The 21,585-nt window shown below is 61.5% G+C and carries 5 protein-coding genes and 1 pseudogene; all 6 read left to right on the top strand.

What is annotated here, in order from left to right:
• The first annotated feature begins 1 nt into the window (after position 1).
• A pseudogene (locus BN3796_RS21115) lies at positions 2 to 1,127 on the top strand (ABC transporter ATP-binding protein).
• 111 nt (positions 1,128 to 1,238) lie between these two features.
• Positions 1,239 to 2,126 carry a glycosyltransferase family 17 protein gene (locus tag BN3796_RS05990; RefSeq protein WP_073885097.1) on the top strand — a complete coding sequence of 296 codons (888 nt, stop codon included), beginning with the start codon at positions 1,239 to 1,241 and terminating at the stop codon, positions 2,124 to 2,126.
• A gap of 718 nt (positions 2,127 to 2,844) precedes the next feature.
• Positions 2,845 to 16,053 (top strand): BapA/Bap/LapF family large adhesin, encoded by a 13,209-nt coding sequence (locus tag BN3796_RS05985; RefSeq protein ID WP_081430636.1) that lies wholly within the window; start codon positions 2,845 to 2,847, stop codon positions 16,051 to 16,053.
• 76 nt (positions 16,054 to 16,129) lie between these two features.
• Positions 16,130 to 17,524, top strand: coding sequence for a TolC family outer membrane protein (locus tag BN3796_RS05980; RefSeq protein ID WP_061707457.1), 1,395 nt, complete (start codon positions 16,130 to 16,132; stop codon positions 17,522 to 17,524).
• Positions 17,521 to 19,713, top strand: coding sequence for a type I secretion system permease/ATPase (locus BN3796_RS05975; RefSeq protein ID WP_061707456.1), 2,193 nt, complete (start codon positions 17,521 to 17,523; stop codon positions 19,711 to 19,713). The genes BN3796_RS05980 and BN3796_RS05975 overlap by 4 nt, the downstream gene beginning before the upstream one ends.
• Before the next feature lie 10 nt (positions 19,714 to 19,723).
• Entirely contained in the window at positions 19,724 to 20,893 is a 1,170-nt protein-coding gene (locus tag BN3796_RS05970) for an HlyD family type I secretion periplasmic adaptor subunit (RefSeq protein WP_148381768.1), read from the top strand.
• Positions 20,894 to 21,585 lie beyond the last annotated feature (692 nt).

The following is a 21,585-nucleotide window of genomic DNA, read 5'->3' as shown; positions in this document are numbered from 1 at the left end:
GATGAGTCAGATCGTATTAAATAACCTGGGTAAATCCTACGGCAACGTCAATATCATCAACGGGATCTCGCTGAATATTCAGGAAGGGGAATTTATCGTGCTGGTCGGCCCCTCCGGCTGCGGGAAATCGACGCTGCTGCGCATGATTGCCGGGCTGGAGGATATCACCTCCGGCGAGCTGCTGATGCAGGGGGAGGTGGTCAATACCCTGCCCGCCAAAAAACGCGATATCGCGATGGTCTTTCAGAGCTACGCCCTCTATCCGCATATGAAGGTGCGGGACAACATGAGCTTTGCCCTCAAGCTCGCCAGCGTCTCTAAAGCTGAACGAATGGCGCGGGTGGAGCAGGCGGCAGAGATCCTCGGCCTGACGCCGCTGCTCGACCGCCTGCCGCGCGAGCTCTCTGGCGGCCAGCGCCAGCGCGTGGCGATGGGACGTGCGCTGGTGCGCGACCCGAAAGCCTTTCTCTTCGACGAGCCGCTCTCCAACCTGGACGCCAAGCTGCGCCACAAGATGCGCGCCGAGATCCGCAAAATCCACCAGCGGATGGGGCGCACCACGATTTACGTGACCCATGACCAGACGGAAGCGATGACCATGGCGGACCGCATCGTGGTGCTTAACGGCGGCCATATCGAGCAGGTCGGCACCCCGGAGATGCTCTACCGCGACCCGGACAACCTCTTTGTGGCGGGCTTTATCGGCACCCCGGGGATCAACCCCGGAGATGCTCTACCGCGACCCGGACAACCTCTTTGTGGCGGGCTTTATCGGCACCCCGGAGATCAACACCCTGCCGGGGGTGATTCAGAATGGCGAGGTGGTGCTGGAGAATGGCCACCGTTTCCCCTGCCCGCTCAACAACCACATTGAGGGGATGACGATCGCCTGCGCCCTGCGCCCTCACCATCTTCACCTTAGCCATACCGGGATGCCGGCGGAGATCGTGCTGATGGAGATGACCGGCGAGGGCCAGGAAATTCAGGTGCGCGTTGCAAACCAGGAGCTGATTGTGGTGTCGCATGAAAAACTGCCGGTTCAGGTGGGGCAGCCTTGCTTCCTCGATTTCGACCCAGCGAAAGTCTTTCTTTTTGACAGGCAGACCGGAAAGCGTCTGCGCGCCTGACGCTCTTTTCTCCCCCTGCGTGCGCAGGGGGAAAACGCCCCGCCCCTCTTCGCTGTTGTTCTGTTAAACGGTCTGCTATCTTGTTGTCACTTTTCAACCCGCTTTAAAAATATTTGCAACACCTGCACTAAAAATAAAAACAAGGTTAACCTGATGATATACGACTGTTTTTTATATTATGACGAAGAGATGCTGCTCGATATCCGTCTTAATACTCTTGCGGAGGTGGTGGACCGTTTCGTCATTGTCGAATCGACGCACACCTTTACCGGCAAACCGAAAAAACTGAACTTCGATCCGAGCCGCTTTGAGAAGTTTAAAGATAAAATTATCTACGTGGTTTACTCCGACGCGCCGATACGCAAGCCCGGCACCGATGAGTGTGACGCCTGGGCCAATGAAGCGGCCACCCGTAACGCCATAATGCGCGGGCTGGAGACGGCGAAGGATGAGGATATCATTCTGGTCTCCGACGTGGATGAGATCTTCCGCCCGCAGGCGATTAAAGCGATTAATCCCCGCCATCTCTGCACCCTGCTGCATATGCCGTTTTATAATTACCAGTTCAACCTGCAGGTCTTTAACCTGGATGGTTCACCGCGCCAGTGCACCCTTGCGCGCGCCACTACCTTTAAAAACCTGAAGCACTATTTTGGTGGCGAGCCGGAGACCTTCCGCAACGTTAAAAAAGCAATGCCGCACCGCAACGCGCTTGCCAGAGCCTGGTTTAAGTGGCGCTGTAACGTGATCAAAGAGGCGGGCTGGCACTTCTCCTGGATTATGACCCCGGAGCGGATCTCCGAAAAAATGTCGACCATCTCTCACACCGAATATGATCTGCCGCATCTGAATAACAAAGAGCACATTATCAGGGCGATAACCGAGGCCAAAGATATCTGGAACCGGGAGCGGAAGATGATCAAACAGGAGCTGTGCTCCACGCGCTTCCCCGCTTATCTGGTTGAAAACGCGCATAAATATAGCGACTTTATCGTTTAATTCGCTGACGGGGTGGCCGTAAAGGTCCGCCCCTTTATTTTATAGGGTTATTCTCTTCATAAAACTCATGCTTTTTTCGCATTCCCGTTAAATAACGCTGCCGATAAAATAATTTTGCCTGCTAATTACGCCTCATAGCATATTCAAAAATTGCTGCCACTTTATTTTTGAAAAGTGACGCACACATATAATATATTGTCGGATAAGGTTTAAAAATCACTTAACTATTAATTAAGTCACTCTTAATTATAAAATAGCGAATCCTAAATAATTCAACATACAGGCATTTTATTTCTCCCGCGCCGCGTCAACGCCCCGCTACCCAGCACCCTTACTGATTTTGGTAGCTATCACGCTTCAGCAACCCTTTTTAAATAATACAGACCAATATATTCAGGAATACTTGAATATTCTTTACTGTCGCTTCATTTGCATTATGTTCTGTTTCCGGCTATATCAAATTCAGACAACCAGCCATAAATACCTCTACAAAATAAAGGGTTTAAAAAAAGGTAAAAGCCACTGACATAACCAATACCTGCACTAATTAAATGATTTGATTCTGATGTGGCCATTTTAAAAAAGTGGCGGGCATCGGCCGCTCAAAAATACGGTGAGCGCTATTAACCGATAGCGCAACGCCGGGGGCGCGTGTACGCATAAAAAAGACATGGCCTGTTAAGCCATTTCACTATCACTCTGTCGGAGTAATTATTTTATGAGCCAAATTTCTGTCATCTCGAAACTCACCGGCGTGGAGACCACCATGGAAGGCTCTCAGGTGGTTCTGGAAAATCCCTCCATCATAAAACTTAATGTTGATCGAGCTGACATTGCCCGGTACGCGCGCAGCAATAACGATCTGGTCATCACCCTCCACTCGGGGGAGACCATCACTATCAAAAACTTCTACGTCGCTGACGGCCAGGGGGCGAGCCAGCTGGTTCTGGAAGAGAGTGACGGCGCGCTCTGGTGGGTGGAAGAGCCCGCCACCGCCGCGCAGTATGAATCTATTGCCTCGACCGATGTATTGTTAGCCGAGGCAGGCAGCGAAGCCGTGGGCGGCGCTGCCATCTGGCCCTGGGTGCTTGGCGCGGCGGCGATAGGTGGCGGGATCGCGATTGCGGCCAGCAACGGCGGCGGTGATGATGACGACGACGATAACGGTAACGTCGGTCAGCCCGGCGAGCCTGGCAATCCCTCCCAGCCCGATACCACGCCGCCTGATGCCCCCACCGATCTGCGCTTCTCCAGCGACGGCAAAACCGTCAGCGGCACCGCTGAACCCAACAGCACCATTACCCTGCTCGATGAGGCGGGTAACGTGGTGGGCAGCGGCAAGGCGGGCAGCGACGGCAAATTCACCATCGACCTTGGCCTGCCGCTCACCAATGGTGAAACGATCACCGCAACCGCCACCGACCCGTCGGGCAACGTCAGCCAGACGGGCGAAGTCAGCGCCCCGGACCTGACGGCGCCCGATACGCCGGAGATTCTCTTCGCCAGCGATGATGTCGGCAGCCTGACGGGGCCATTGACCAACGGTCAGCAGACCAATGATGCCCGCCCCACCCTGAGCGGCATGGGAGAAGCGGGCACCACTATCACGATTTACGACAACGGCAAACCGATCGGCACCACGACGGTAAAAGCAGACGGCAGCTGGAGCTTTACTCCTGCCAGCGCGCTCGGTGAGGGCAATCACACCATCACCGTGACCGCCACCGATGCCACCGGCAACACCAGCCCCGTATCCGCCGCGGTAAATTTTGTGGTGGATACCGTGGCGCCCACCGCGCCAGCCCTTATTAGCGTAACGGATGATGTGAGTCCCGGCTCGGGCGCTGTTACCAGCGGCGCCACCACCAACGATGCCCGCCCGCAGCTGAGCGGAACCGGGGAGCCCGGTTCAACCATCACGCTGTACGATAACGGCCAGCAGATCGGTTCCGTGGTTGTCGGCAGCAACGGCAAATGGAGCCTCACCCCGGATACTAACCTGAGCGAAGGCGCACACTCCCTGACAGTGCGTGCCACCGATGCGGCAGGCAATATCGGTGCCGCCTCCCCTGCTTTCACCCTGACGGTAGATACCACCGTCCCGGCGGCTCCGTCCGGCTTTGTGCTGAATGACGCGACCAACCCGCAGCAGGGCGAAGTGACCAACGGCGGCAGCACCAACGACACGCGTCCCACCCTCTCCGGCAGAGGCGAGCCGGGCTCGACCATTGTGCTTTATGATAAGGGAACGCAGATCGGCACTACGCAGGTGGCCGCCGATGGCACCTGGCGTATTCCGGTTACTACGCCGCTGACGGAGGGATCGCACTCTTTTACCGTCACCCAAACCGACAAAGCGGGTAATACCAGCGCCATCTCGCAGCCACTGAGCATCACGGTCGACACCAGGCCGCCCGCAACGCCCGAGATTACGCTTAACGAGGCCGGCAGCCAGGTGACCGGCACCGCTGAACCTAACAGCATCATCACCATTACCAACGGGAATGGCGACGTGCTGGGAACGGGTAAAGCCAACCCTGACGGTAGCTTCACCATCAACCTCTCGCCTGCCCAGACTAACGGGCAGACTATTTCGGCGACGGCAAGCGACGCCGCAGGCAACCAGAGCCAGCCTGCCACCACTATGGCGCTGGACACTACTGCTCCGCTGGCTCCGGCTAACCTCGCTGTCTCCGAAGATGGCACCACCCTCACCGGAACGGCAGAAGCGGGCAGCACCGTCAGCATTAAAGACGCCAGTGGTACCGAAATCGGCACTGCCGTGGCTGACGCACAGGGTAAATTCAGTTTCACCCTTAATCCGGCGCGGCTTAACGGTGAAACCCTCACCGCCGACGCCACCGACGGCGCGGGCAACACCGGTCCGACCGCCAGCGTCACCGCTCCGGATACCACCGATCCACTGGCCCCGGCTAATCTGGTCCTCTCTGAAGACGGCACCACCCTCACCGGGACGGCGGAAGCGGGCAGCACCGTCAGCATTAAAGACGCCAGTGGTACTGAAATCGGCACCGCCGTGGCTGACGCACAGGGTAATTTCAGCGTCACCCTCAACCCGGCACAGCTTAACGGTGAAACCCTCACCGCCGATGCCACCGACGGCGCAGGCAACACCGGTCCGACTACCAGCATCACCGTCCCGGATGTCACACCGCCGGGCTTTACCGGCGAACTGGTTGTTTCGCCGGAAGGCGACAGCGTCTCCGGCACCACCGAGCCGGGCAGCACGGTGACCATCCGTGACCCGCAGGGCAACATTATTGGCACAGAGATCGCAGGGGAGAACGGGGAGTTTACTGTTCCCGTCGCGCCTGCACAGACCAACGGCGAGGCGCTTCAGGCGGTCGTCACTGATACCACCGGCAACAGCAGCCAGCCGGTGACCGTCACCGCTCCGGACACCACCGATCCGCTGGCCCCGGGCAACCTGGTCCTCTCTGAAGACGGCACCACCCTCACCGGTACGGCAGAAGCGGGCAGCACCGTCAGCATTAAAGACGCCAGTGGTACTGAAATCGGCACCGCCCTGGCTGACGCACAGGGTAATTTCAGCGTCACCCTCAACCCGGCACAGCTTAACGGCGAAACCCTCACCGCCGACGCCACCGACGGCGCAGGCAACACCGGTCCGACTACCAGCATCACCGCTCCCGACGAGACAGCGCCGACGTTTATCGGCGAACTGGTTGTTTCGCCAGAAGGCGACAGCGTCTCCGGCACCACCGAGCCGGGCAGCACGGTGACCATCCGTGACCCGCAGGGCAACGTGATTGGCACAGAGATCGCAGGGGAGAACGGGGAGTTTACCGTTCCCGTCGCGCCTGCACAGACCAACGGCGAGGCGCTTCAGGCGGTCGTCACTGATACCAGCGGCAACAGCAGCCAGCCGGTAACCGTCACCGCTCCGGATACCACCGATCCGCTGGCCCCGGCTGACCTGGTCCTCTCTGAAGACGGCACCACCCTCACCGGGACGGCGGAAGCAGGCAGCACCGTCAGCATTAAAGACGCCAGTGGTACCGAAATCGGCACCGCTGTAGCCGATGCTGAGGGCAACTTTACCGCCACTCTCAACCCGGCACAGCTTAACGGCGAAACCCTCACCGCCGACGCCACCGACGGCGCGGGCAACACCGGTCCGACTACCAGCATCACCGTCCCGGATGTCACACCGCCGGGCTTTACCGGCGAACTGGTTGTTTCGCCGGAAGGCGACAGCGTCTCCGGTACCACCGAGCCGGGCAGCACGGTGACCATCCGTGACCCGCAGGGCAACATTATTGGCACAGAGATCGCAGGGGAGAACGGAGAGTTTACTGTTCCCGTCGCACCTGCACAGACCAACGGCGAGGCGCTTCAGGCGGTCGTCACTGATACCAGCGGCAACAGCAGCCAGCCGGTGACCGCCATTGCTCCGGATACCACCGATCCGCTGGCCCCGGGTAATCTGACCATCTCTGAAGATGGCACCACCCTCACCGGGACGGCGGAAGCGGGCAGCACCGTCAGCATTAAAGACGCCAGTGGTACCGAAATCGGCACTGCTGTAGCCGATGCTGAGGGCAACTTTACCGCCACCCTTAATCCGGCGCTGCTTAACGGCGAAACCCTCACCGCCGACGCCACCGACGGCGCGGGCAACACCGGTCCGACCGCCAGCGTCACCGCTCCCGACGAGACAGCGCCGACGTTTACCGGCGAACTGGTTGTTTCGCCGGAAGGCGACAGCGTCTCCGGCACCACCGAGCCGGGCAGCACGGTGACCATCCGTGACCCGCAGGGCAACGTGATTGGCACAGAGATCGCAGGGGAGAACGGAGAGTTTACCGTTCCCGTCGCGCCTGCACAGACCAACGGCGAGGCGCTTCAGGCGGTCGTCACTGATACCAGCGGCAACAGCAGCCAGCCGGTGACCGCCATTGCTCCGGATACCACCGATCCGCTGGCCCCGGGCAACCTGGCCATCTCTGAAGACGGCACCACCCTCACCGGGACGGCGGAAGCAGGCAGCACCGTCAGCATCAGGGATGCCAACGGCAACGAAATCGGTACCGCTCAGGTCAACGACCAGGGTAATTTCAGCGCCACCCTCACGCCAGCGCAGCTCAACGGCGAAACCCTGACCGCAGACGTCACGGACAGGGCGGGCAATACCGGCCCGACCGCCAGCGTCACCGCGCCTGATATTACGCCGGCTCAGACGCCAGTCATCAACGGGGTGATCGATGACACGCAGGATACGACCGAATCCGTGGCGCAAAACGGCCTGACCAACGATAACAGTCCCACCGTGACCGGCACCGGCGAACCCGGCACCACCATCACCCTTTACAGCGGTAACACCGTTATCGGTACGGGTCCGGTTGATGCTGACGGCAACTGGTCGATTACTCCAGCGGCTCCGCTGGCGGATGGCGGTCATGTATTTACCGCCACCGCGACCGACGCCACGGGCAACGTCAGCACGTCAGTTTCTAACAGCTGGAGCATTACCATTGACGCTACCGCGCCGCAAACGCCGGTGGTAACGCAGCTCGTGGACGATGTACCAGGTACGCTCGGAGCGATCGATCTCAATGGCATCACCAACGACAATCGCCCTACCCTTAACGGTACTGGCGAGCCGGGAAGCACCATCAGCATTCGCATCGACGGCCTGCAGATCGGCACGGCCGAAGTAGGTGAAAATGGCGACTGGAGCTATACGCCGACGATTGCGCTTGAAGATGGCCCGCACACCTTAACTACGGTCGCCATCGACAGCGCGGGCAACGCCAGCGAACCTTCCGCTGACTTTACCTTTACCGTCGAGACCACCCCGCCGGAAGCCGCCGTGCTGGGCTCCGTACTGGATAACGTGGGCGATGTGCAGACCCCGATTACCAGCGGTACCCCTACGGACGATAGCCAGCCGACGCTGCAGGGAACCGCGCCGGAAGATGCTACCATCACCGTCTATGACGGTACCACGCTGCTGGGTACCGCTACCCGCGACGGCGCCATCTGGACCTTTACGCCAGAGACGCCGCTGACGGACGGCACCCACGTGCTGACCATTCGCACCACCGACGCGGCGGGGAATATCGCCATCACCGGTCCGTTTAATCTGGTGATCGATACCGTCGCGCCCGCCACGCCGCAAGCGCCGGCGATTGAAGTTAACCCTGAAGGTACTGATCCTGCACCGTTAAATCCTGGCGAAACCACCCGCGATACCACCCCGACGCTGAGCGGCACGGGTAACCCGGGCGATACCGTCACCATTTACAACGGCACTGCGCCGATTGGAACGGCCACCGTTGACCCGGAGGGCAACTGGAGCTGGACGCCGGAAGAGCCGCTGGCTAACGGTAACTATCAGCTTTCCCTTACCGTCACCAACCAGGACGGCGCAGGCAATGAGAGCGCCCCGTCGCAGCCGGTGGCGATCGTGATTGATACCGATGCGCCTGCCGCCCCCGGCATGCCGCTGGTCACCGATAACGTAACTGATATCACCGGCCCGGTTGATAACGGCGGCAGCACCAACGATACGCGCCCGGTGCTGAGCGGCACCGGCGCCACGGCGAACGACCTGATTATCATCACTGACACGGTGAACGGCGTGGCCACCGAAATCGGCCGCGTCTCCGTTGGCCCGGACGGCAGCTGGAGTCTGCGCCCGGATACTCCGCTTGGGGAAGGGACACACACGATTACCGTTACCGCTACCGACGAGGCGGGCAACGTTTCTGATGCGTCCAGTCCGATGCTGATTACCGTCGATACCCAGGCCTCCCCTGTGCCGGTGATTACTGGCGTTGACGGTATAGCCAGCGGCGGCGCTACTACCGACACCACCCCAACCCTCAACGGTACCGGCACCAGCGGTGACACCATTATCATCTACAACAACGGCGTCGAAATCGCCCGCGAAACGGTAGCGGATGGCGTCTGGAGCTGGACGCCGGACGCGGCGCTGGGCGAAGTCACCCTGAACCTTACCGCCGCCTCGGTGGACGCGGCGGGCAATGTCAGCGCCGCCAGCCCGGTCTACACCCTGACCGTGGATACCACCGCACCTGCCGTGCCGCAGGTCACCGCTATCTCCGACAGCATCCTGGCGAACGGCGTGCTCTATACCATTGATACCACGCCGACAATCACCGGCAGGGCAGAAGCGGGCAGCACGGTGACCGTTTATATTAATGAAGTCGCACAACCCAATACCGTTGTTGCAGACGGCAATGGCAACTGGAGCTGGACACCTGACGCCCCGCTGGCGCAAGCGGTAACCAGCATCGGCGTCAGCGCTACCGACGCGGCAGGCAACACCACGCCTGGAGCAACGGTAAGCGTAACGATAGATGCCACCCCGCCCGCCGATCCGACGGTAACGGCGATCGCTGCGGAAGGTACGCCGCTGACCGGTATCGCAGAAGCGGGCGCCACCGTGATTGTGACCTCAGGGAATGTGGAGCTGGGCCGCGGCGTGGCTGACGGCGCCGGAAACTACTCCATTGCGCTCTCCCCTGCCCCCGCTAACGGCGACGATCTTAGCGTCCGGGCGGTGGATGCGGCGGGCAATACAAGTGGCCCGACGACTTTCGATGTGACAGGCGTGAGCGATACCGTGGTGGATGCCCCGGTCATTACCGCCATCACGAATGATGCGGGCGGCATCGATGTCGCAGGCGGCAGCACCAACGACGCGACGCCGATTATCAGCGGTACCGCGGTGGCGGGCAGCACCGTGAATATTTACCTTGATGGCTCCGCCACGCCGGTCGCGACCATTGTTGCGAATGACGACGGTACATGGAACTTTACCTCTGCCGCCCTCGGCGAAGGCCCGCACAGCTTTACCGCCACCGCAACTCTCGGCGGCGTCACCAGCGGCCTCTCCGGGGCGGCGACGGTGACGGTGGATCTCACGCTGCCGGATGCGCCGACCATCGGGGCAGTTACTGACGACCTGGCACCGTTCACCGGCCCGCTCACCAGCGGTGATACCACCAACGACACCCGTCCGACCTTCAGCGGTACCGGTACGGCGGGCGAAACCATTACCCTGTATGAAGGCACTACGGTGCTGGGCAGCGTGGTCATCGGCCCTACCGGTAACTGGAGCCTTACCCCCACCGCAGCGCTCGACAACGGTAGTCACGAGCTGAGCATCACCACCACCGACGCGGCGGGCAACGTAAGCTTTCCGTCTGCGGGCTTTACCGTAGTGGTGGATACCCTCTCCACCACGCCGGTGATTACTAACGCGCAGGATAACGTCGGCAGCGTGACGGACGCCGTGCTGAGCGGCGGTGTGACCGATGACGCCACTCCGACCCTCACCGGGACGGCGGAAGCCAACAGCACCGTCGCCATTTTTGAAGGCGGCAATCAGATTGGTACCGTGCTGGCGGACGGTACGGGGGCGTGGAGCTTTACGCCCGGCACGCCGCTGGCGGCCGGTCTGCATAGCTTCACCGCCGTGGCGACCGATCCGCAGGGCAATACCAGCGCCGCGTCGCAGCCGTTTAACGTCACGATTGACGTCACCCCGCCGACAACCCCGACCATCGACAGCGTCAGTGACAACGTGAACGGCGGCGCAACGGGCAATCTGACCACCGGCCAGGTGACCAATGACGCCACCCCGACCCTGAGCGGCACCGGCGCGCCGGGCAGCACGGTGCATATCTTCAACGGCACTACCCAACTGACCACCGTGGTGGTGCAGGAGAACGGCAGCTGGAGCTTTACGCCGAACCCGGCGCTGGCTGACGGCCTCTATAACATCCGCGTGAATGCCACCGACGAGGCGGGTAACGTCTCTGCCAGTTCGCCGGTCTTTGCCTTCACCGTCGATACCGCAGCGCCGGTCGCGCCGGTACTGACCGCCACACTGGATGACGTGGGGCCGGTCACCGGTACGCTTACCAGCGGCAACAGCACCAACGACGATCGTCCAACCTTTAACGGTACAGGGGAAGTGGGTTCTACGATCCGCATCCTGCTGGACGGGGAAGCGATCGGCACGGCGGAAGTGAACGCCCAGGGCAACTGGACCTTTACCCCGACCACGCCATTCTCCGCCGGACCGCACGAAGTCACCTTTGACGCCACCGATGCCGCAGGCAATACGGTGGAGGCCGGTACGCCGTTTAGCCTGACGGTCGACACCACGGCACCGGTGGCCCCTGCCATCGTTAATGCCACCGACAACGTGGGCACGATCCTCACGCCGGTCACCTCCGGGCAGAGCACCGATGACACCACGCCTGTGCTTAACGGCACGGCGGAGGCGAACGCCACCGTTATCGTCTATGAAAACGGCGTGGAGGTGGGCCGTACCACCGCCGATGGCACCGGCGCGTGGAGCATAACGCCTGCGGCGCTGAGCAGCGGCAGCCACACCTTTACCGCCACCGCGACCGATGCGGCGGGCAACGTCGGCCCGGCCTCCGCGCCGTTTACCGTCGTGGTGGATACCGCCGCGCCGCTGGCGCCGGTCATCGCCCAGGCGACCGACGATGTGAATAGCGTCACGGGTCCATTCGCCAGCGGACAGGCGACCGACGACACCCGGCCGCAGTTGAGCGGTAGCAGCGAGCCAAACGCCACGGTCAATATCTATGAGGGCGCTACCCTGCTGGGCACCGCGCAGGCTGACGCCAGCGGCGCATGGAGCCTGACGCTGAACACAGCCCTGGACGAAGGAACCCATACGCTGGTTGCGCGGGCGACCGACGCCGCGGGCAATACCAGCCCGGATTCGGCCAGCTTCAGCCTGGTGGTTGACCTCACCCCGCCAGCGCTGCCGGTGCTGGTCAGCGTCACCGACGACGTGGGCGGCAACGCCACCCTGACCAGCGGCCAGGTCACTAACGATGCCCAGCCGACGCTGACCGGTACGGCAGAAGCGGGCTCCACGGTGACCATCTATGACGGCACCACCCCGATCGGCAGCGTGGTCGCTACCGACGGTAACTGGAGCTTTACCCCGCTGACCCCGCTTGGCGACGGCCAGCATACCCTGACCTTAACCGCCACCGATCCCGCGGGGAACGCCAGCGCGCCAACGACCGGCTTCGTGGTGAATGTGGATGCTACCGTGCCCGTTGCGCCGGTGATTACTACCATACTGGATGATGTGGGAACCCTTACCGGTCCGGTAACCGGCGGTAATCCGACCAACGACACCCGTCCGACGCTCAACGGCACCGCCGAAGCGGGAAGTACCGTCAATATTTATGACGGCACGACGCTGGTCGGCACCGTCACGGCGGACAGCAACGGCAACTGGTCGCTGCCGCAGACCACCACTACCCTGAGTGAAGGGCAGCATAACTTCACCGCCACCGCGACCGACGCGGCGGGCAACATCAGCGTAGCCTCGCCTGTGACCTCCATCGTAGTGGATATCACGGCACCGGGCCTGCCCACCGCCCTGGCGGTAGTCAATAACGGCACGCGCGTCACCGGTATCGCCGAAGCGGGCAGCACCGTGACCATCACCAGCGCCGATGGCGCAACGGTGCTGGGCAGCGCGACGGCGGACGGCAACGGCAGCTTTACCGTCACCATTACGCCGCCGCAGACCAACGGCGAATCGCTGCAGGTATTTGCCACCGACCGGGCGGGTAACGCCGGTACGCCTGAGAACGTCATCGCGCCTGTTACTACCCTGCCGAACGCGCCGCTTATCGCCACGATCAACGATAACGTCGGCACGATTACCGGCAACATCACCAACGGGCGCAGCACCGACGACACCACGCCGACCCTCTCCGGGACGGCGCAGGCCAACTCCACCGTCACGCTCTATAACAACGGCGTGTCAATGGGGACGGTGACCGCCGACGCCAGCGGCAACTGGACCTTTACGACCCCTGCGCTCGGCGATGGCACCCACGCCTTTACCGCCACCGCTACCAACGCCACGGGTACCGGGCCGGTCTCCGCGCCGACCACCGTGGTTGTCGATACCGTCGCCCCCACCGCGCCAAACGGCAGCTTTAACGCCGACGGCAGCGTGCTGACCGGTACCGCCGAAGCGGGCAGCACGGTCACCATTCGCCTGGGGGATAACACCACGGTGACCACCACCGCTGGCGCTAACGGGAGTTACAGCTACACCTTCCTCAACAAGCAGACGGAAGGCCAGACGCTGCAAATCACCGCCACCGACGCTGCGGGCAACGTCTCTCTGCCCGGCTCGGCCGTCGCGCCGGTGGTGCCGCTCTCGGCCAGCACTAATCTGGAGGAGATGGATCTCACCTCCACCGCCACCGTCACCAACGAGCAGTACAGCGATTACGGCGTGCTGTTGGTCGGCGCGCTGGGTAACGTGCTGACCCTGCTCGGCAATGACACCGCCCAGGTCGGCTTTACCGTCGCCAACGGCGGCAGCGCGGATATTTCCGTCAACGCTAACGCCACCGGGGTGGTGCTCTCCCTGCTCAACACTCTGGAGCTGGTGGTGCAGCGCTTTGACGCAGCCAATAACACCTGGACCACCGTGGTGGATACCGGCCAGCCGCAGTTCGCTAATCTCCTGACGCTGGGGGCCAGCGGGGTGACGCTGAATATGGCCGGGCTGGAAGGCGGCCAGTATCGCGTGCTGAGCTATAACACCAACGTGCTCGCCACCGGCAGCTACACCAGCCTGGATGTGGATGTCACGCAGTTTAGCGCCGGTACGCTGGTAGGTAATACCACCCAAACCGGGAACGTTATTCTGGACGTAGACCCGACCACCGGCAGCGATAACGCCCCGGCGGGTACCACCGTTACCGCGGTGACCAACGCTCAGGGGACTCTCACCAACGTCACAGCGGATGGCACGGTGATTCAGGGGCAGTACGGTACGCTGACTATCAATCTGAACGGCAGCTACAGCTACACCCTGACCAGCAACAGCGCATCCGTACTGGGACGCACCGAGAGCTTCACCTATACCATCGGCAGCAACGGGGCGACCGCCTCGGCAAATCTGGTCATTTCGCTGGGGGCCAACACCGTTACCAACAGCGTGACGGCGGTGGATGATGTCAATTCGCTGACCTTTGATACCACAGTCAGCGCCATTGATAACGGGCCATCTTCGCAGGGCGGTTTCACGGTGGTCGGGGTCAATCTCGGCAATACGCTGGGTCTGAACCTGCTTGACGACCTGAGCAACCCGATCATCTATAACGTGGAGGAAGGGACCACCCGCACCATGACCATTCAGGGCTCGGTAGGTGGCGTGGCGCTGGCCTCGGTGTTTGACCTCTATATCTACAAGTTCAACAATGCGACCCAGACCTTTGAACAGCTCCGCGTTGAGCAAGGCTGGCTGCGCGCCCCGCTGCTCGGCGGCACCTCGCCGCGGCTGACGCTGAACCTGCCCGCCGGGGAGTACCTCTTCCTGCTCAACACGGCGGCGGGGATCACCGCGCTGACGGGCTATACCCTCAACGTGCTGGAGGATCACGTTTACAGCGTGGCGAGCGTCGGCGCTACCACCACCGGCGATGTGCTGGCGGATGATATCGTCCCGAACGGCACGCTGGTGACCGAGGTAAATGGCGTGGCGGTCAACGCCAACGGCCTGACCACCATTCAGGGCGAGTACGGCACGCTTCGCATCAACGCCCAGGGGGAATATACCTATACCCTGCGCAGCGGCGTGGGCGCGGACGGTATCGATACCCCGGACACCTTTGTCTACACCGTGACCGCGCCGAACGGCGACCGGGATACCGCCTCGCTGAACATCACTCCGGCGCCGCGACCGATGGATGCGGTGAGCGACATCAGCGAGATCATGGATGTTACCTCCGTTCACCATACGGCGGCCTATACCGACAGTGATGTAGGTCGGGCAAGCTGGTCGACATCCTTACTCGGAGCAACGCAGGGCAGCGGCAGCGGAACGTTTGTAGTGGACCCGAACACCGCCCTGCATAACGTGGTGCTGAACTTCAATATTGCCTCCCTGTTGTCGCTGGGTGGATTAACGGTGAACTGGACGCTTTCGCAGGGCACGACAACGATCCGTACCGGCTCCTTTAACGGCGGCATTTTGTTGGGCGGAAATGCGGAAGTAGCCCTGACGGGACTGGATCTGAACGCGGGCACCTATACCCTCAGCTTCACTGGCAGAGCGCCGGGGCTGAGCGTGGGTAATATTACGATCACCCCGAGCGTGTCCGGCACCAGCTACTCGCTGATCCAGTTTGACAGCACCAGCGGCCACACCGTGGACGGCAATATCTTTGACGGCACCGACTCCGCCGGGGCGATGGATCAGCTCCAGTCGGTGGATACCCGCCTGAGCATTACCGGCTACAACGGCGTGACCACCACGCTCGACCCGTACACCACCAGCAGCGCCAACGCCACTATTCAGGGGCACTACGGCACGCTGAGCATCGGGGCGGACGGGCAGTACACCTACACCCTCAATACCGGGGTCTCCCTCTCCACCATCACCTCGAAGGAGGTCTTTAACTACACCCTCACCGACGGTAGCGGCAGAACCGAGAGCGCGTCGTTAACCATCAATATGGCGCCGCAGTTCGTCAGCTCGGAGCATAACGACATTATTAACGGTACTGCGTATGGCGACACGCTGATCTATCAGGTGCTGAGCAACACGGTGGGGAATGCTACGGCGGGCAACAGCAACGGCGATCACTGGACCAACTTCTCGCTGGAGCAAGGGGACAAGATTGACGTCAGCGATCTGCTGGTGGGCTGGAACGGCAGTGCCGCCACGCTCGGGAACTATCTGCAAGTAAGCACCAGCGGTAACAACACGGTGATCTCTATTGACCGGGACGGCGCGGGCACGGCCTATACCAAAACCACTTTGGTGACGCTGGACAACGTACAAACCAACTACGAGGAACTGGTTAACCAACAGCACATTATTACCGGCTAGAGAGGCAGTACTGACCCGGGCGCACAGCGCCCGGGCATTAACAATAACGAGAAGCGTATTTTGACAGGGACTTAACATGGGAAAGAAGATGCCTTACTGGTGGCTTTCATGCTGCCTGTTATCTGTACCCGTCGCCGCCGCGCCCGCTGCGGTCATTAATTCCGGACAACTGAGCGAACAACTCCCCTCTCTTAGCGGACGCATCGCACCGCCCGCCAGTAAAAACGCCCCCGGCACACTGCATCTTGGCGAAGCGGTTAACCGCGCGGTGAGCTGGCATCCCGGTATCGGCGAAGCGGTCGGTAAACTCTATGAACAGACCGAAGAGGTGGATGTCGCCAAAGCAAAATATTATCCGCAGGTGAATGCCGGGGTGGAAAACGGCTACACCCACGACGGCGATGACAACGGGTTTACCCCGTCGCTGGTCCTCTCCCTCTCCCAGATGCTCTATGACTTCGGCAAGGTGGCAAGCCAGGTGCGCGCCGAAAACGCCGGGGTGGCCCAGCAGCAGGCCAACGTGCTGGTGAGTATCGACACCATCGCCCACGATACCGCCATCGCCCTGGTACAGGTGCAGACGCTGCAGCAGATGGTGGCAACCGCCAAAGAGCAGCTTGATGCCCTCTCTTCCATTGGCAGCCTGACGCGACAGCGCAACGACGAAGGGGCGACCTCTCTCTCTGACGTGGTGCAGACCGACGCCCGCATCGAGGGGGCTCGCGCCCAGCTCATGCAGTACCAGGCGAGCCTCGACAGCGCCCGCGCCACGCTGATGAGCTATCTCGGCTGGGATAACCTGCAGGACGTCAGCAACGACTTTCCTGAAGGGCTGGCGCGCAGCTGCGATGTCGCCGAGCCGGACGACCGCCTTGTGCCCTCGGTGCTCGCCGCCTGGGCGCAGGCGAACGTAGCGCAGGCGAATCTTGATTACGCCAACGCGCAGATGACTCCCACCATCTCGCTGGAGCCAGAGGTGCGTCACTACCTGAACGACAGCTACGCGGGCCACGACTACCGGGATCGCACCCAGTATTCCGCGTGGGTGAAGGTGCAGATGCCCCTCTACCAGGGCGGCGGCCTCACCGCCCGACGTAACGCCGCCGGACACGCGGTGGAGGCGGCGCAATCCACCATCCAGCGCACCCGCCTCGACGTGCGCCAGAAATTAATGGAGGCGCGCAGCCAGGTAATGAGCCTGACCAGCACCCTGCAGATCCAGGCGCGGCAGGAGGCGCTCAGCGCCCGCACCCGCGAACTCTATCAACAGCAATATCTCGATCTCGGCTCGCGCCCGCTGCTCGACGTGCTCAACGCCGAACAGGAAGTTTACCAGGCGCGCTTTACCCAGCAGCAAACCGCCGGACAGCTCCACCAGCTCCAGCTTAACTGCCTCTATAACACCGGTCGTCTGCGTCATGCGTTCGACCTTGAAAATCGCACCATTCAGAGCGTGGAGATCCAGCCATGAAGCCGACCGAACTGCCGCAGGATGAGATCATGACGGACGCGGCGCTGGCGCAATGGGCGCAGGCGTTTGGCTACGTTGCGGGCCGCTATCGCGTGGCCTGTTCCCCCGGCGCGCTGATCGCGGGCGCGCCGTGGCTTAAAGGTAAACCGATGGTGCCCGCGTTAACCCAACTGGCCCGCGAAGCGGGGTTATCGTTTCAGCTGCTGACCGCCGACGACCAGGCGATCAACAGCTGGCGGCTGCCGGTGGTGGTGGCGCTGCACGAGGGGAAAATCGGCATCATTGAACATTTTGACGGGGAGGATACCCTCGACGTCTGCTTTATCGATAAAGAGGCGCAGAACAACCGCCTCTCCCTCAGCGCCCTGCTGCCCGCCATCCGTCACGTGGTGGCGCTGCGCCCGCTGGCCGCCCTGCGCGACAGCCGGGTGGATGCCTATATCGCCAAATACCGCCCGGACTGGCTTTACCGGCTGGTAATGCGCGATCTGCGCCCCTACGCGTGGGTGATGCTGGCGGCGCTCTTTATCAACGTCCTCTCCCTCTCCGGCATTCTTTTCTCCATGCAGGTCTATGACCGGGTGATCCCCGCCCAGTCTTACCCCACGCTCTACGTGCTGACCATCGGGGTGCTGATCGCCACCCTCTTCGGCTTTGTGCTGCGGGTGGCGCGGGGACATATTATGGATCTCTTAGGCAAGCGATCCGATCTGCGCGTCTCGGATCGGGTATTCGGCCACGCGCTCAGGCTGCGCAACAGCGCGATCCCCCGCTCCACCGGCAGCTTTATCTCCCAGCTGCGCGAGCTGGAGCAGATCCGCGAGATGGTTACCTCTTCCACCATCTCCACCATTGTCGATCTGCCCTTCTTCTTACTCTTTGTGCTGGTGCTGGCGATCATCGCCCCGCAGCTCGCCTGGATCGCCCCCGTCGCCGCCGTACTGATGGTGCTTCCCGGCCTGCTGCTGCAAAAAAAGCTGGCGATGCTGGCGAAGCAGTCGGCCCACGAGTCCACGCTGCGTAACGCGGTGCTGGTGGAGAGCGTGCAGGGGCTGGAGGATATCAAGCTGATGCAGGCGGAGAACCGCTTTTTGCAGCAGTGGAACAGCTACGTGCAGATCACCGCCGAGTCGGGGCTGCGCACCCGCGAACTGACGCAGAACCTGATCAGCTGGGGAATGACCATCCAGAGCCTGGTCTACGCGGCGGTGATTGTGGTGGGCGCGCCGATGGTGATTGACGGGACGCTGACCACCGGTTCGGTGGTGGCGGCCTCGATGCTCGCCTCCCGGATGATCGCCCCGATGGCGACGCTCTGCGGGGTGCTGGCCCGCTGGCAGCAGGTGAAGGCGGCTAAAGAGGGGCTGGACAGTATTATGCAGCTTCCCACTGAGAACCAGCGCGAAGAGACGCCGATCCGCCAGGATGTGCTGCGCGGCCACTACCTCTTCGATCAGGCGCAGTTTCGCTATCACCCGGACGATCCGCGCATGGCGCTGCGGATCAACCGCCTGGAGATCAAACCGGGCGAAAAAGTGGCGATCCTCGGGCGCAATGGCGCGGGCAAATCGACCCTGTTACAGGCGATGGCGGGCGGCATGGATGTCGCCAGCGGCGAAGTGCGGCTCGACAACCTGAGCCTGCCGCATCTGGATGTGGCCGACCTGCGGCGCAACGTCGGCCTGATGACCCAGAACGCCCGCCTCTTCTACGGCACCCTGCGGGAGAACATTACCCTCGGCGCGCCGCGCGCCAGCGACGAGGAGATCTTCACCGTGCTGGAGATGTGCGGCGCGGCGGACTTTGTGCGCAAGCTGCCGAAGGGGCTGGATTACCCGATTATGGAGAACGGCGTCGGGCTTTCGGGGGGGCAGCGCCAGTCGATTCTGCTGGCGCGGATGCTGCTGCGCGATCCCAACATCGTCCTGCTGGATGAGCCTACCGCCTCGCTGGATGAACATACCGAGCGGGAGTTTATCCAGCGTCTGGGCCAGTGGCTCGGCCACCGCACCCTGGTGGTGGCGACCCACCGCGTGCCGGTGCTGGAGCTGGTGGAACGCGTGGTGGTGCTGAAAGAGGGGATGCTGGTGATGGACGCGCCGAAGGCGCAGGCGCTTAACAACAGCCGCATGCATCAGCAGCAACAGGCAAACGGACGGGAGTGGAAAAATGAAAACCAGTCAGCATGATGCCGCCGCGATGGAGGATCTGGATAACGCCCTCGACTCCGAAAGCGGCTACACCGGGGCGCGGCGTATCGTACTTCTCTCCCTGCTGCTCTTTATCGTGGTGGGAGTCTGGGCGTGGTTTGGCGTGCTGGACGAGGTGTCGACCGGCACCGGCAAGGTGATCCCCAGCTCCCGCGAGCAGGTGTTGCAGTCTCTCGACGGCGGGATCCTCGCCGAGCTGAAGGTGCACGAAGGGGATCTGGTGCAGGCCGGACAGGTGCTGGCGCGGCTCGATCCGACGCGCTCGGAGTCGAACGTGGGCGAGAGCGCGGCGCGCTACCGCGCCTCCCTCGCCTCCAGCGTGCGCCTGACGGCGGAGGTGAACGATCTGCCGCTGGTCTTTCCCGACTCCCTGAAGGGGTGGCCCGATCTGCTGGCCGCCGAGACCCGGCTCTATAAGTCCCGCCGCGCCCAGCTGGAGGATACCCAGCGCGAGCTACGCGCGGCGCTTGAGCTGGCGAATAAAGAGCTGGCGATCACCCAGCGGCTGGTTAAAACCGGCGCCGCCAGCCACGTCGAAGTCCTGCGCCTGCAGCGGCAAAAGAGCGATCTGGAGCTGAAGCTGACCGACGTGCGTTCGCAATATTACGTTCAGGCGCGGGAGGCGCTCTCCAAGGCCAACGCCGAGGTGGATATGCTGACGGCGATACTGAAGGGACGGGAGGATTCGGTGACCCGCCTGACGGTAAAATCCCCGGTGCGCGGGATTGTGAAAAACATCAAGGTGATGACCATTGGCGGCGTCATTCCGCCCAACGGCGAGCTGATGGAGATTGTACCGGTGGACGATCATCTGCTGATTGAGACCCGCCTCTCGCCGCGCGATATCGCCTTTATCCACCCGGGGCAGAAGGCGCTGGTGAAGATCACCGCTTACGATTACGCCATCTATGGCGGGCTGGAGGGGGTGGTGGAGACTATCTCGCCCGATACCATCCAGGATGAAGCCAAGCCGGAGATCTTTTACTACCGGGTCTTTATCCGCACCCACCAGGATTTTCTGGTGAATAAAGCGGGAAGGCATTTTTCGATTGTGCCGGGGATGATTGCGACGGTGGATATCAAGACCGGCGAGAAAACGGTGCTGGATTATATGATCAAGCCGTTTAACCGCGCGAAAGAGGCGCTGCGGGAGCGGTAACGGGTGCGGGGAAGAGCGCGGCCAGAGTGCGTCCCTTCCCCTCACCCTGGCCCTCTCCCCAGAGGGGAGAGGGGATAATGCGGTGCGAAAACGAAGCTTGCTCGTCCCCTCCCCCCTTTCAGGGTAAGGCTCTACACCCCTACCCTCACAACGCTCGATCGGCTCCCTCTCCCTTTCAGGGAGAGGAAATGGTGCGGTGCGAAAACGAAGCTTGCTCGTCCCCTCATAACGCTCGATCGGCCCCCTCTCCCTTTCAGAGAGAGGGAATGGTGCGGTGCGAAAACGAAGCTTGATCGTCCCCCTAACCCCTTTCAGGGTGAGGCTCTACGCCCCTACCCTCACAATGCTCGATCGGCCCCCTCTCCCTTTCAGGGAGAGGGCTGGGGTGAGGGTCTACCCATACTCCTCATTGCTTCCTCTGCCCCCGTAATTCCCCTCTCGTATATTCCACAACCATTAATTTTTATATGCGCAGAAACGCTATTTAACCCATAAAAAACATGCCCACGATCACAAAATAACGTCACCCTGATTTTACTCAATAAAAAGGTTTATTAACCACTCCGCCTAACCCATTGATTAAATATAAATATTCACCAGCATATTTAGCGCCGCATTTGCCATTAAGATAATTCGCACAACATATACCTCTAATCTTATTTGCACCTTGCCTGCTTTAGGACAAAAATGCA

Origin of the sequence: Pseudenterobacter timonensis (assembly GCF_900021175.1) — a bacterium.
GTDB classification, from domain to species: domain Bacteria; phylum Pseudomonadota; class Gammaproteobacteria; order Enterobacterales; family Enterobacteriaceae; genus Enterobacter; species Enterobacter timonensis.
This window is presented reverse-complemented; position numbering and strand designations above follow the sequence as displayed.